The sequence below is a fragment of the Acinetobacter sp. genome, assembly GCF_036659555.1.
Classification (GTDB): domain Bacteria; phylum Pseudomonadota; class Gammaproteobacteria; order Pseudomonadales; family Moraxellaceae; genus Acinetobacter.
In genome coordinates, this window is the sequence record NZ_JAVXCI010000008.1 from 35,644 (window position 1) to 49,404 (window position 13,761).

11 protein-coding genes are annotated in these 13,761 nt (G+C 51.8%); 5 read left to right on the top strand and 6 right to left on the bottom strand.

The features are described 5' to 3' along the window. Nucleotides 1–68 precede the first annotated feature (68 nt). Entirely contained in the window at nucleotides 69–1,352 is a 1,284-nt protein-coding gene (locus RSA72_RS02165; RefSeq protein ID WP_332623631.1) for an acyl-CoA dehydrogenase family protein, read from the top strand. A gap of 382 nt (nucleotides 1,353–1,734) precedes the next feature. Here the strand turns inward: RSA72_RS02165 and RSA72_RS02170 are convergent, their stop codons facing one another. Then, nucleotides 1,735–2,991 (bottom strand): acyl-CoA dehydrogenase family protein, encoded by a 1,257-nt coding sequence (locus tag RSA72_RS02170; protein WP_332623632.1) that lies wholly within the window; start codon nucleotides 2,989–2,991, stop codon nucleotides 1,735–1,737. A gap of 12 nt (nucleotides 2,992–3,003) precedes the next feature. Next, a complete protein-coding gene (locus RSA72_RS02175) occupies nucleotides 3,004–4,236 on the bottom strand; it encodes an SfnB family sulfur acquisition oxidoreductase (protein ID WP_443098267.1) in 1,233 nt (410 codons plus the stop codon). A 381-nt stretch (nucleotides 4,237–4,617) separates the two neighbouring features. Here RSA72_RS02175 and RSA72_RS02180 point away from each other — a divergent pair, with 381 nt between their 5' ends. After that, nucleotides 4,618–6,021: an LLM class flavin-dependent oxidoreductase gene (locus RSA72_RS02180; protein WP_332623629.1), complete on the top strand. Its 1,404-nt coding sequence runs from the start codon at nucleotides 4,618–4,620 to the stop codon at nucleotides 6,019–6,021. A 268-nt stretch (nucleotides 6,022–6,289) separates the two neighbouring features. Then, entirely contained in the window at nucleotides 6,290–6,769 is a 480-nt protein-coding gene (locus tag RSA72_RS02185; RefSeq protein ID WP_332623628.1) for a Csu type fimbrial protein, read from the top strand. On the opposite strand, the gene RSA72_RS02190 is transcribed toward RSA72_RS02185, so the two are convergent. From RSA72_RS02190 to RSA72_RS02205, 4 genes are read right to left on the bottom strand one after another with little or no spacing between them, the layout of a single operon-like run. Beyond that, nucleotides 6,766–7,758, bottom strand: coding sequence for a Csu type fimbrial protein (locus RSA72_RS02190; protein WP_332632682.1), 993 nt, complete (start codon nucleotides 7,756–7,758; stop codon nucleotides 6,766–6,768). The genes RSA72_RS02185 and RSA72_RS02190 overlap by 4 nt on opposite strands. A 2-nt stretch (nucleotides 7,759–7,760) precedes the next feature. Further along, complete coding sequence (locus RSA72_RS02195) at nucleotides 7,761–10,136, bottom strand: fimbria/pilus outer membrane usher protein (protein ID WP_332632685.1); 2,376 nt, start codon at nucleotides 10,134–10,136, stop codon at nucleotides 7,761–7,763. Between the two features lie 6 nt (nucleotides 10,137–10,142). Then, nucleotides 10,143–10,868 carry a fimbrial biogenesis chaperone gene (locus tag RSA72_RS02200; protein WP_332624328.1) on the bottom strand — a complete coding sequence of 242 codons (726 nt, stop codon included), beginning with the start codon at nucleotides 10,866–10,868 and terminating at the stop codon, nucleotides 10,143–10,145. Nucleotides 10,869–10,904: 36 nt separating this feature from the next. Next, nucleotides 10,905–11,375, bottom strand: coding sequence for a Csu type fimbrial protein (locus tag RSA72_RS02205; protein ID WP_332624329.1), 471 nt, complete (start codon nucleotides 11,373–11,375; stop codon nucleotides 10,905–10,907). Between the two features lie 481 nt (nucleotides 11,376–11,856). Between RSA72_RS02205 and RSA72_RS02210 the strand changes: the two genes are divergently transcribed. Continuing rightward, nucleotides 11,857–11,994 carry a hypothetical protein gene (locus RSA72_RS02210; RefSeq protein WP_332624330.1) on the top strand — a complete coding sequence of 46 codons (138 nt, stop codon included), beginning with the start codon at nucleotides 11,857–11,859 and terminating at the stop codon, nucleotides 11,992–11,994. A gap of 124 nt (nucleotides 11,995–12,118) precedes the next feature. Then, nucleotides 12,119–13,549, top strand: coding sequence for an amino acid permease (locus tag RSA72_RS02215; RefSeq protein WP_332632688.1), 1,431 nt, complete (start codon nucleotides 12,119–12,121; stop codon nucleotides 13,547–13,549). Nucleotides 13,550–13,761 lie beyond the last annotated feature (212 nt).

A 13,761-nucleotide genomic window follows, 5' to 3' on the forward strand; every position in this document is an offset into this window, starting at 1 on the left:
CTTTAATTATTCATTTATAAATTTTTTACAGGAATTACTATTTTATTTTTATACTTCATGCATTAACTATGACAGCTTTAACTGATTTACAGCAGCCGACTCAATTAAAACACCGCCCAAGCCGCGATTCTTTAATTTACCAAGTATGGGGACAAGGCCCATCTGCGCGCTATGATGAATTAGCAGCCCAGTTCCGCCCAGTGTTTGAAAAAATTCAAGCCTCTGCCAATGAGCGGGAAAAAAACCGCATTCTGCCTTTTGAACAGCTGCAGTGGCTGAAAGACGCCGGCTTCACCCGCCTGCGCCTGCCCAAAGCCTATAACGGTTTTGACGCGACGATTCCTGAACTGTTTGCGCTGCTGATTGAGCTGGCGCAGGCAGACGCCAATTTACCGCAAGCTCTGCGTGTGCATTTTGGCTTTACAGAAGACCTGCTGCTCAGCTCTAATGAGGGCTTTAAAGCGCTGTGGCTGGCGCGCATTGGCAATGGCGAGACCGTTGGCAGCGCGTGGTCTGAAGGCGGCAAGGAGTCCATTGACCAGTTCAGCACGCGCCTGTCCAGGCAAAGCGATGGCGCAGCCGTATTGAATGGGAAAAAATACTACACCACAGGCAGCCTGTATGCGGAATGGATTGATGTCGGAATTACAGATCTGGATGGCAATTCAGCGTCCATTTTGATTCCGCGCGGCGCTGCGGGTGTAAGCGTGCTGGATGACTGGAACGGCTTTGGACAGATGCTAACAGCCAGCGGCACAGCAGTTTTTGAAAATGTGCAAATCAACCCTGCAGATGTTCTGCCGGATGACAGCCGCTTTAAATATTCAGCCGCATTCTATCAGCTGATTCAGCTGTCAATTACTGCCGGCTTGACCCGGGCTGCCGCCTATGACCTGTCGGCCTTGGTCGAAAAGCGCAGCCGCAATTATAGCCACGCCAATTCGGCACTAATCCGCCATGATCCGCAAATCCTGCAAGTGGCCGGTAAAATCCGCGGTGCGGCTTATACTTCCGCGGCGATTATTGAAAAAAATGCGCAGGCTTTGCAGCGCGCCTATGAAGCTGCTTTTGCCAGCAGTGAAGCGCTTGAGTCTGATCAAAATGCAATTGCTGAATTGGAAATTGCGCAGTCGCAAACCATTATTACCGATCTCGCCTTAAACGCATCAACCATCATGTTTGACGCATTGGGCGCCTCTGCAACAGATAAAAATTTGGCGCTTGACCGCTACTGGCGCAATATCCGCACGCTCGCATCGCATAATCCGCGCATTTACAAAGACCGCATTGCCGGAGATTTCAGCGTGAACGGCACCCTGCCGCCTTATCAATGGCGCATTGGCCAGGCTTAACCCGCCGGCTCCATATTAAAGCATGGCGGGCCAGTATAATTGATTCTAAACCGGGCTAAGCCATTGGCCCGGTTTTTCTATGTCCCCATTGTTCGGGCGGAGCATCTTTAGCTCAAATGCGGCCTGCTGCGGCTTAATCAGCTGATCCCTGCATCCCCGCAATAAGCTTCCAGCCTGCAAGCTGATTGCAGCGCTGGGCAAAACTGAAAAAATAAAAAGGCATTGAATTCAATGCCTTTTTATTATCCGTTTAGCTTAAAAAGCGGCATAAATCCCCCCTGAAAAGGATGGAAAATTAACAGCCAGAAGCCTCTCAAAACAGATAAAGGCCATGCCCGCACTGCTGCAATTTATTTTACCGCAATGCGCAGCTGAGCCGCATTTAGGCAGCGGTTTCCTGCTGTTTAGCCGCTGGGCTGCTGCCGATTTTCCATACATAGGGCAGCGGCGCCTGATTGACTTCCCAATCTCCAATCACTTTCTGCTTATAGATCAGCGGATTGTGTGAAGATACAACACGGGCGTTGCGCCAGAAGCGGTCCAGCTGCTTTTCAGCTGTGCTGGCGGATGCGCCTAAGGCATTAAACAGCTCGGCTGTGAGGTTCAGCACCAGCTCTGAAATCACCACCTGACCCTGTGAAGATTCCAGCTCAGCACGGTCATTGGCCTGCAAGCCGGAATTTTCATCATTTTGGAAATGGCTGAGGTATGCGCCATCCAGCGCTTCAGCTGCGCGCAGTGCAATTGATTCCGCAGCATAGGCCTGAGCTGACGCCTTGCCGATCACCTGCAGAATTTGCGCATCCTCACGCACCAAATCCGCATTGCCGTGACTGTAAATGCGGGTCCGCTCGCGGACTTCCTGAGTAAACGCTTCTACCGCGCTTTGCGCAATCCCCGCTAAGGTCGCCAAATGCACTGCCTGATAGAATGCGGTTTGGTATTTAAAGCGTTCTTCAAACGGCAGGATATGGTCACGGGCGATGGCCGCATTTTTAATGGTCACTGTGCCGCTGCCTGTGGTTTTCTGGCCAAAACCGTCCCAGTCATCAGCTGCTTGAATGCCGGCAGCCTGCGCAGAAACAGCCGCAATGACATGCTGACCGGTGGTTTCATCCAAGGCGAACAGGTCAATCCAGTCCGCAAAGAGAGTTCCCGTAGCGTAGTATTTCTGGCCATTGACCACCAGCTGGCCCTGCTGATTTTCAGTTACGCGGGTCGCCACATCTCCAATTTCAACTGTGCCGATTTCAGTCCACGCATTCCCTGCAATTTCACCCTGCGCAAAACGCTGGAACCATAAATGCTGCGCTTCAGTTTTATGCGCATTCAAGCGGTCTGCGGCAAAGGCAAAATGCCCGCGCAAAGCCTGCACCACATTGGAATCCGCTTTCGCCAGCTCAATCAGCAGCTGGAACAGCTGTTTCTGCGATACGCCATCACCGCCAAAGGTGGCCGGCACGCGCACTGCGCCAAAACCGGCCTGCTTCAGCCATTGAATTGGCTCATAGGGCAAAGTGCGGGTCTTTTCACGCTCCAGCGCGCCCGCTGCGATACGCTGGAAAATTGGACGGAATTTAGCAGCCACCTGCGGGTAATTGGCGCCTAACGATAAGTTTTCATTGCTTTGAACAGTCATCATCTTTTCCTTTCAGCTCCATGCGTGACGCGGCGGCGGAACATCATTCAAATAATAATTTCCGACAATATTCAGCTTCCAGCGCACAGGGTCATGCAGGGTGTGCGTGCGCGCATTGCGCCAGTGCCGGTCTAAATTGAGTTCTGAAAGCGTTGAACGCGTGCCGGACAGTTCAAACAGCTTATTGGCGGCCAGCAGCGCAATTTCAGTGGTCAAAACCTTGGATTCCGCCGTAATTAAAGTCGCTTCAGATACGGTTTCTTCGGCTGGGCTTTCCAAAGCGCGGTCGATCGCCTCGCCCGCCAAAGCCAGAACGGCTTCCGCTGCGCGCAGCTTGATCTTTAATTCGCCAATGCTGGCAATAGTGTACGGGTCTTGCGATGCCTGCTCCAGCCCGGAGTCAATCCAAGGGCGGGCATGCTGGCGCACATATTGAACCGTTTCATCAATCGCGCCGCGGGCAATGCCGGCATCAACTGCAGACTGAATAAACTGTGAAATCGCGCCGGCGGCTGTAGGCCGCTCAAAAGCCTGATAGATCGGCACAACATATTTCAGGTCAACCTGCACATTATCCAAAAGCACCGAACCGCTGACGGTTGTGCGCTGGCCAAAACCGCTCCAGTCATTCACAATGGTCAAGCCTGGCGTGTGCTGCGGCACAAGCGCGGCAAACGGCTTGCTCTCAGCGCTCACAGCAACCACCGGAATCCAATGCGCCAGCAGCGCGCCTGTCGCAAAGAATTTCTGGCCGCTGATTACCGCATGATCAGCTTTAAATTCAATTTTTGTGGTCAGATCCGCTACGGTTTTGGAGCCTTTTTCTGAAAAGGCATTGCCGAAGCGCTGGCCTTGCAGCGCCTGTTCAAAGAAAAACTCCTGCTGTTCTGGACTGGCATCCAACCGGATATGCTCTAAAAATGCCCAGTGGTTTTGCGCAATCTGCCCTAAAGATGAATCCGCGCTTGAAATGATTTTCACCACTTCGGCAAGGGTTTTATAGCTGACGCCTGCACCGCCAAACTGCTTAGGAATATTAATTCCCCACAAGCCGGAGGCTGAATACTGCTGCACTTCCTGCAGCGGCAGGCGCCGTTCGTGATCCCGGTTTGAGGCTTCTTTGGCGAAAGCGGCGGCCAGCTGCCGGGCTGCTTCAACCGCTTCTTCATCTGAGCGTATTACATGCGCCAATTGATCCTGCTGATAAAAATCTTTGGGAATATGCTGCGCATCTTTCAATTTTATTTCAATTTTTGAGGTCATTATAAAATGCTCTGCTTAGCTGTTTTAAACTTAAGCTAGCATTATTTTTTTGAATTATTTATAAGTTAATAATCGAACCAAATCATTTTAATTAAAATATTATGAATTATTTATGCTTAAATTTTCTTATTTCAATATAAGCAGCGGCAAGCATATAAACTTCAAAAAATATTCAACCCTCAAATTCCTGCTTTAAGCTGAATGCTGATGCAGCGCACTGGAATAACAGGCTGTTATTTCCAATAACTAAATACTTTATTTTCATAAACATTGATTCAGATAAGCATGGCGGTTTTTGTTATTAAAAATCTTGATATTTTTTTATTAAGCTCATTGAAAATTTTGACGTTCCAGCAGAGCAATATGACTAAGCAAATAAGATTTAATGCCTTTGAAATGAATTGCATAGCCCATCAGTCGCCGGGCTTGTGGCGCCATCCGCTAGACCGCTCTACGGAATATAAAGACTTGGAATACTGGACGGATTTGGCGCAGATTTTAGAGCGCGGCAAATTTGACGGGATTTTTATTGCAGACGTGCTGGGCATTTATGATATATATCATCAGTCTGCAGAACATGCGCTGACAGGCGCAGTTCAGGTTCCGGTCAATGACCCGCTGCAAATTATTCCCGCCATGGCTGCCGTAACAAAGCATTTAGGCTTTGGCGTGACCACATCCACTTCTTTTGAGCATCCCTACCCCTTTGCGCGCCGCATGAGCACGCTGGATCACTTGACCAAAGGCCGCGCCGGCTGGAACATTGTGACCTCATATTTAGCCAGCGGTTCAAAAAATCTGGGCTTAAAAACACAGCTTAGCCATGACAGCCGCTACGATATTGCCGATGAATATCTGGACGTGCTGTACAAGCTGTGGGAAGGCTCATGGGAGCAGGATGCTGTCCTGCGGGATAAAGAAAAAGGCATCTTCGCCGATCACAGCAAAGTTCATCCGATTAACCATAAGGGGCAGTATTTCAATGTGCCCGGCATTCATATTTGCGAACCGTCTCCTCAGCGCACGCCTGTGCTATACCAAGCCGGCGCTTCCAGCCGCGGCCAAGCCTTTGCCAGCCAAAATGCAGAATGCGTATTCATTTCAGCGCCGACCAAAGCCGCTGTAAAAAAATTGGCGCAGGGCATCCGCAGCAGGCTGGCGGAAGAAGGCCGCGACCCGCACTCAATTTTAATCTACACCATGCTTTCTATTGTCGTTGATGAAACTGACGGGAAAGCGCAGGCGAAATTCAAAGAGTATCAGCAATATGGCAGCTATCACGGCGGCTTGACCCTCGCCTCCGGCTGGTCTGGCGTAGACTTTTCACAGTTTAATGCGCAAGATCAAGTCGAATATATTCATACCGACGCGATTCAGTCCATGCTTGATTCCTATGCTAAAGCCGATCCGGAACGGGTTTGGACAATTGCGGAAATTGCCAAGTTCATCAGCGTCGGCGGCAATGGCCCTGTGCTGGTCGGCTCCGCTGCGGCTGTGGCAGACCGCCTGCAGGAATGGGCGGAAGACACGGATATTGACGGCTTCAACTTAGCCTATATCTTGGCGCATAAAACCTTTGAAGATGTCGTTGAGTTTGTGGTGCCGGAATTGCAGCGCCGGGGCGCATATCAAACTGAATACGCTCAGGGAACTTTGCGTGAAAAGCTCTTTGGCCAAGGCCCATTGCTTCCAGAAACGCATAGAGGCGCCAGCTTCCGCCATCATTCAAAGCAAATTAAACTGGAGGCCGCTTTGGAAACAGCTTAGCGCCTTGATGATAATGCAGGCGCGGCGAATGTTCTAAAAGCAATACGATAGAGAATATCAGCCGGCTCTTTCAGGCTGATGCTGCGCTTTAGCAATGGAATGCATTCAAAGGCTTTGTTGATTCTCCGCATAGCCTTTCATCCTGTCCGCCGCGGCCTGCCGGCTGACAGTATTTTCTCCAAGGAAATTCCCGCCCGATCAATATACTTTTTGATAAAAACTCAGTAGGCTATAGCAAATCACTATATTCTATATAACAACACAATATATGAAATTTTCCATTTGCGCTCTGGTGACTTGCGCCTTTGTCAGCGCTTCTGCGCTTATCTACGCGGCGAATAAGGATTCGGCTCAATTCAGCGTGAGCATCAATATTAAAGAAACCTGCAATATCGCGGCGGCCTATATTGCAGACCTGGACTTCGGCAGCATTAACCGCGCATCGCAAAGCTTAAATAAAAATAACCACTTGGCGGTAACCTGCTCTCAGGGCACGCCGTACCGCATTGCGCTGCAAAGCCAAAGGGAAATGGTCAATCCGGCCGCAGATCATGCCAAAATTCCCTATACGCTGTATCAGGATGCCAGCCGCACCACCCTCTGGGGCACAGACAGCCAAAATGCCTACAGCGGCACAGGCACCGGGAGCACCCAGAAAGTTCCGGTCTGGGGACAGGTCGAACAGGCGGACACCAATGTTCCTGCCGGCCAATACAGCGACAAAGTGACCGCGGTCATTACCTATTAATAGGTTAAGGTCACTGTGACGGTATCCCGGTACTCCCCTGCGGGCACAGCCGCCGGGCTTGGCCCAGCCTTTCCATAAATGCGGATGCTTTGCGCGCCGTTATTGCCCGCGCCCTGCGATGCGCCGCTATTGTTCCACAGCTGGCTGTGCTGCGCATCCCGGTATAATTCATAGGCGATGTAGTCCGCGCCTTTGCGCATGCGCCGTGTCGCGCCGTCATAATTCATGCCCTGATCCAGGCTCACTTTCCAGGAGGTGTTCAATGGGCAGGACAGCGCCACAGCTGCTGCGCCGGTCACAGCCTGGGACAAATCATTAATTTGGCCAAAATTCAGATCAGATGCAGAAATCAGATTACAGCTGTTTTCGTAATTTGCAGTCACATTTAAGCTGTTGCTGCTCGGCTTGGACTGCGCTGCCAGCACATCTTCCGCACTCGGCTGCCTGTCCTGACTGAAGGCATACAGCAGATTGACTTGCGTATCATTATTATTTCTATAATCCGCAGCCCGGACATTTTGCCCTGCATATACATAGCCATAAATCGGCAGATCGAAAACTTTCTCGTTTTCATTCACGCTGAAGGTTTTATAGGTGCATTTTAAGGTCGATAAACTGGCCTGCGTATCCATCCGCTGGGTCAAAGCCGGATCATAAAACAAGTCATAAGTCAGGTAAGAATGTGTTGCTCCGTAAGCAACCATTTGCCGGCGGTTATTGGACAAGCCTAAGCCGCCCGCAGTCGCATAGGGGCACAAAGCGACATTGACGGTTTTGGCATGGCCATATTGATTGCAGGTGACTTGCCAATTGGCATAGCTGGTTTTGCCTTTGCCTGATACCGAACCGAAATTCAACGCCGGGCCTGACAGCCAGCATGAGCCGGAAGCCTGCGCCGCTGGGCTGGCCGCCAGCAGGGCAAAAGGCAGCATCAGGGAAAAACCGCAGGAAGCCAGCAGCGCTGAACGCCGCACACGGTGAATACTCATCATTATTGGCACGTTAAATTCCCCAAATCCAGAAAGCCATATTGCGCTGAAAAATCAGGCAAGTCCATACGGCAGATTTTCCCCTCATGCTCCGCAAAAACCGCGGCTGCTGCCGGATTTTCCAAATAAATCATGCCGTCGCGCCCGACAATTGTCTGTTCCGGATCATCCGGATGAGGCGCTGAAGGCTGCGCCCAGACCCGGCTTCCCATTTTTAAAGGCTGATTCTGCGCATCGACCGCCGCCCACTGCACCGCGCGCATTTTATAGATCGGAAAATTCAGATACAGGCCGCTGCCGCTGTAGGGAACCGCATCCAGCTGCGTCGACTCAATTTTATATTCCAGCGGCAAATCCAGCGCATCAATCGAAACCGCATTATGCTGATACGGATTGAGCGAGTCGATTAACAGCAGGCCTTTGCGGTTGGTTTTGCCCACAAGGCGGTTTTCCAGCCGCACCGGAATATCCGCCACGCCTGCGGTAGACACCACAGCAAAGGAATTCAGCGACTGGCGCATGGCAAAAAGGCTGCGGTTCATCAGCACCAGGCTGCCGCGCGCCGACCCAACGGCCGTACTGTAGTCTTCGCCGTTAATTCTGGCATTCTGCACCCCCACATCCCATTGCCCCACGGAAGTTTCCCGCTGCAGCTGCCCCTGCAGGCTGTAATTGTCCGGATTGCTGTATTCCACATTGCCTTGCCAGCCCCAATCCGCCTGATTCTGCAAAGCCGTTCTGCGCACGCTGGCCGACACTTTATTATAATCCGGATTTTTTTGGCCATTGACGGCGGCATTGGTCTGGCGGTCCAGCGGAATATTCAATGACATGAAAAATGCGTGGTCTTTTTCATTCAGATTGCGGGTCATATTCAAGGTTAAATAGCTTTTCGAAGGGAAATAATAAGACCAGTTAAAAATCAGGTATTTATTGTCAATTCCTTGATACTGCTGCGCTGCATAGCTGCTGCCGAATTGGCCGAAGCGCGTATTCAGTCCGAAGAATGCATGATCAGAGCGGTCTATATAGGCATAGCCCAGACCGCTCGCCAAATCGCCGAAGTTGCCGTCGCTTTGCTGATGGCGCATGGAAAAGCTGATCAGGCGGTTATTCCATTCATACCCTGCCGAATACGCCTGCCCTGCCTGCCCATTCAGCTCGCTGCGGCTGTAAGAGCCGTTCAGCATCCCCCAGGCGTCCGGCAGGCGGTGTACAATGCCAAGCCCGGCCAGCGCCGCCGCATTGGAATATTCCGCATGGCTTTCCAGCGTGGTGTCGCTGCTGAGGCCATGGCGGAAAGTGGCATTCATTAACAGCTCATGCCCGTAGCTGAAAGACTTGACCGCATAATTCAGCTTGTTCACCCCCAGATTGACTTCCCAGTCGGACAGGCCGCGCTGCAGCAGCCGCGATGTGCCGAATAGGGAAAAATTGACCGCCCGCCGCTGGCCGTTGAGATCGGTAATCAGCAGCTGCGCCGTGCCCGCGCCGGTGATTGACGGCGCGGTCTGAATATTGAACTGCCCCGGAAGCACCTCGCTGCTGCTCTGCTGAATGCCGTTAATCAGCAGATCTACGGTTGACGGCAGCAGCACTGAATCTTTAAATGAGGCTAAAGGCGAAGTCACCTGATACGGCTGCAGGCTGTAGTTTTTCGCCAGCTTAATGCCTGAAATCCGGGCCGAACGGCTCCAGTCCAAGGCGCGGGTCTGGCTGTCGCCCAAAGTTAAGGTCAGCGCGCGGCCGGCGAAATCCTTTTGCCAATAAGTGTCTAAAATCTGGCTCTTCAGCTCCGCTGATGCGGCTGACTGAGTATAGGCATGGTTGGCGGAAATGCTCAGCACATTGCCTTCTCCAAAGCCGAAAAAGCGCAGCTCATTCCAGCCGCTTAACGACCAGGCGTCTTCCGCCGCTTGAGCATAAAAATCGTAATTGAAAAGCGCGCCCGGCCTAATCTGCTGGGCATTGACCTTGGCTGCGTCAACAGGAGTAAACCCCGCCACGGTATTGGCCTGCAGAAAAGAGGCCGAAACATTCAGCTGAATGCTTTGCGCCAGGGCATTGTAATCGTAGCTTAGCCCCGGAATCTGAGCCAGGCTGATAAAGCCGGCATGCTGCGGCGCATCCGGCGCATTGATTTTTAACTGCAGTTCCTGCAGGGTTTCACGCGAAATCAGCAGATCCTGCGGCGTTTGAATGAAATGGCCAAAAGCTGAACTGGATGCCTGATTCAGCACCACGCTTAAATACAGCTCCTGCTGCTCAAGGCTGTCTAAGCTGAGCGGTTCGCTGGCCAGCGCCAGACTGCCGGATAACCCGGACGCGCAAAGCAGCGCCTGAAATAAGGCGCTGCGGCGGGCGGACTGTTTTATCATTGCTGCTTATTGCATAGGGAGCGTTTGCGCCAAACCGTCACTGTTGATTCTGGCTTCAAACTTGCCGTTTGGAAGCATCTGCTTAAGCTGCGGCACATCCCAGCGCATGCTCTGGCCAGCCAGCGCATAGCCAACCAAGCCGTTAATGAGCGGTATTTTTTCGCCGTTTGGATTGATATAGCTTAATTCACTGATCCGGATATGGCTTTTAGCATTGTTCGTTACCGCCAGCTGACTGTTGCGGTATTGAAAAGCCACCTGATTGAGCTGCGTTAAGCCATTGCGCGCCGCAATGCCTTCAGCCGGCTGCATGAACACAGGAAGCGAATACTGCAGCAGCAGCTGCAGGCCGGTCTGCGCATCAGCCTGTCCTGAACTTGGCAGCTCATCAATCAGCAGGCGGTACGTCTGTTCCGCAGCGGTGTTTTGCGGGGCAATGCGGATGATCCGGATCAGCTGCTGCTCGCCCGCTTTAATTTCGGTAATGGATGGGCTGGCCACCAAGTCCCGTGTAGGACTTACCTGATCCTGCCCTGCAGCCTGCGACCAGGCCAGCACGCGGGTTTGCGCGCGGATTGGCCGTTCACTGGTATTGGTCAGCCATATTTCTTTGGCTTTTTCCTGCGGGGAAAATGAAACAGAAATTGGCGCAACCTGCAGGCTGGCAGCCAAACTGCTCAGCGGATAAAGCGCAGCCAGAGCAACGCAAGCCAATTGCTTCAATTTGTTCATATACTGCATTGCTTGATCCGCTACAGCTTCAGCAGCTTAGTAAGTTACTGTTGCAACGACTGTGTCGGCATAGCTGCCGGCTTCGACATTGGTATCGCCGGCTAATTTGGCGTAGACAGGAATTGCCTGATCTTTACCGTTGCCTGTTTTGGATAATAAGTTTGCAGCATCCCACTCCGCTGTGCGGGCAGAATCTTGATACAGCTTATAAGGAACTTTGCTGGTTGAAGCGGTATTGGTTTTATTGCTCATTGCGCCGCTGCCTGCCAGCGCAATTTTATAAGGGGTATTTAAAGTGCAGGTAACGTTTAACTGGCCTTTCGCATTGCTGGCAGATTTAGTCGAGCGGTCAATCGGTGCAAATTCCACATCTTGAGCTGCAGTAAACTTGCATGATTCATTGACTGTAAGCTTAACCTCAAATTGAGTAGAATCAGTGCCTGCTGCATGCGCTGCAGTGAACAGAGAAGAAAAACCGAAAACTGCTGAAACAATGACTTTTTTCATAAAAGGCCCCTGATAGTGTGAAAAACAACACACTAAGTTGAAATATGCCGTGAATTATAGGCTTTTTTTTGAGCTTGTAAAGTCGCTGAATAGAAAAAAATTAAGCTTTTTTGCCATTTCACAAATTATATAATTCAGGCAGATGATGGGATTTCCCGCCGCAGACCGCAGCGGAATTTACTCCTGCTGCCGCACGCCCAGCAGTGCGGATTTACCGAACAGTGCTCAAGAGGCTGCGCTCATATATCAAGATTCATCCCTGTTCAATGGCCTTGCTGCAAATGCCGGATTGCATAGCGCGCCCGGCTTAAAGCGGAGAAAATGCCAGCCTGATCCGGGACTGGACTGGCATGATCAGAGCGCCGGATTTTTTCTGAGGCATTCAGCTCCTGTAAGGATCAGCCGCAATTCCAAGGCATACATTATGCAGGCTTTTGGTTATACTCCAGCCTGCCCCATTTATTCATTTTTCACATCCGCTATGCTTAAAAACATTTTACTCGTGTTCATGATTCTGCTGCCGGCTGCCTTGTACCTCTACATGGTCAGCCGCAGCGATGACGCCAAACCGCCGGCAAAAACCGCGCAAACCCAGCCGCAGCAGGCATCCGGCCGCTGACTGCAGCGGCCCGGATATCTATTTTCCTAATTAACTACTGAAAAATATAAGAAAAAAAACGATTCATGTGGTTTTTCACATGCTGCAACTATAAAATATCTTTTTCAAACTTAACCTTTCAGCTATGCAATCTCGCTCTCAGCCTTCGCAGCGCCCCTCTGCAGACGGCAGCACGCCGTCTTTAAAACGTGCGATGACCACGCGTCATTTGATTATGCTTTCACTTGGCGGTGCAATCGGCACAGGCCTGTTCATGGGTTCAGGTGAAGTGATTTCACAGGCCGGCCCTTTAGGCGCGGTGCTGGCCTACATTATCGGCGGCCTGATTGCTTACATGGTGATGCTGTGCCTGGGCGAGCTGGCGGTTCATTTGCCGGTTTCCGGCTCTTTTGGCGCATTCGCCGCCAACTATATTGGCCCCGGCACCGGCTATATGGTGTCATGGATGTACTGGCTGGGCTGGTCTGCCACCTTAGGCACAGAGTTTACCGCAGCCGCGATTTTAATGCAGGAATGGTTCCCGCAAACGTCGGTCTGGCTCTGGACTTTAGTCTTCGCAGCCGGCGTGCTGCTGTCCAACCTCAGCTCCACCCGCACCTTTGCAGAGTCCGAGTTCTGGCTGTCCTTTATTAAAGTCGCCACCGTACTGCTGTTCATTGTGCTGGGCTTTGCCTGCATTTTCGGCTTTATTCCCTTCCAAGGCTATGAATCTGCGCCGCTGTTCAGCAACCTGACCAGCCATGGCTGGCTGCCGAATGGCCTGATCCCGCTGTTTACCACCCTGCTGATTGTGAACTTTGCTTTTAACGGCACAGAAATGATCGGCATCGCTGCCGGCGAAACTGAAAACCCGGAAAAGAACGTGCCGAAAGCCATTCATGCCGCCGTCTGGCGCCTGATTATTTTCTTTGTCGGCACCATTGTGGTCATCAGCTCGCTGCTGCCGTACAGCGATGCCGGCCTGAACGCCGGCGGCCACGGCGGCCTCAGCAGCAGCCCATTCGTGACGGTATTCAACCTGATGGGCATTCCTTATGCGGAAGACTTCATCCGCTTTGTGATTATCACCGCGCTGCTGTCTACAGCCAATTCAGGCCTTTACGCCGCTTCACGCATGATGTGGGCGCTCTCCGCGCAGAATCAGCTGCCGCGCGTTTTCGCCAAAGTCAGCAAATCCGGCGTGCCGGTTGTGGCCGTCTGGGTCACCATGATTGGCGGCCTGCCGGGCCTGCTGTCGGAACAGTTTGGCGCAGATGTGATCTTTAAAAACCTGATGGGCGTGGCGGCCTTTACCATGGTGATTGTCTGGATGAGCATTTGCTGGAGCCAGTTCAATTTCCGCCGCCAGTGGCTGAGGCAGGGCCGCAGCGCCAGCGAGCTGAAATTCCGCACTCCGTGGTTCCCGCTGGTGCCGATTTTAGGCTTCATCTGCTGCACCGCAACCGGCTTAAGCATGGCCGCTGACCCGGAAATGCTGTCCGGCTTTATCGGCTGCCTGCTGTTCATGGCCACCTGCTATGCAAGCTATTACTGGCTGTACCACAATAAAACCTAAGCTGCGGCATGCAGCGGCGATCTTAAAAGCACAGCCTGAAACGTTGTGCTTTTCAATTAAAGCCACTTTTTATACAAACAATTCAATATTTTAAAAATAACCCCCGATCCAATTTGACAGGCAATTCAAATATCCATAATATAGCCGTCACCTCGCAGCGTCCCTATCGTCTAGAGGCCTAGGACATCGCCCTTTCACGGCGGTAACCGGGG

Excerpts from the sequence above, each read along its gene's own strand:
- RSA72_RS02165 (WP_332623631.1), top strand. The coding sequence starts at position 69 with ATGACAGCTTTAACTGATTTACAGCAGCCGACTCAATTAAAACACCGC.
- RSA72_RS02170 (WP_332623632.1), bottom strand. The coding sequence starts at position 2,991 with ATGACTGTTCAAAGCAATGAAAACTTATCGTTAGGCGCCAATTACCCG.
- RSA72_RS02180 (WP_332623629.1), top strand. The coding sequence starts at position 4,618 with ATGACTAAGCAAATAAGATTTAATGCCTTTGAAATGAATTGCATAGCC.
- RSA72_RS02185 (WP_332623628.1), top strand. The coding sequence starts at position 6,290 with ATGAAATTTTCCATTTGCGCTCTGGTGACTTGCGCCTTTGTCAGCGCT.
- RSA72_RS02190 (WP_332632682.1), bottom strand. The coding sequence starts at position 7,758 with ATGAGTATTCACCGTGTGCGGCGTTCAGCGCTGCTGGCTTCCTGCGGT.
- RSA72_RS02195 (WP_332632685.1), bottom strand. The coding sequence starts at position 10,136 with ATGATAAAACAGTCCGCCCGCCGCAGCGCCTTATTTCAGGCGCTGCTT.
- RSA72_RS02200 (WP_332624328.1), bottom strand. The coding sequence starts at position 10,868 with ATGAACAAATTGAAGCAATTGGCTTGCGTTGCTCTGGCTGCGCTTTAT.
- RSA72_RS02205 (WP_332624329.1), bottom strand. The coding sequence starts at position 11,375 with ATGAAAAAAGTCATTGTTTCAGCAGTTTTCGGTTTTTCTTCTCTGTTC.
- RSA72_RS02210 (WP_332624330.1), top strand. The coding sequence starts at position 11,857 with ATGCTTAAAAACATTTTACTCGTGTTCATGATTCTGCTGCCGGCTGCC.
- RSA72_RS02215 (WP_332632688.1), top strand. The coding sequence starts at position 12,119 with ATGCAATCTCGCTCTCAGCCTTCGCAGCGCCCCTCTGCAGACGGCAGC.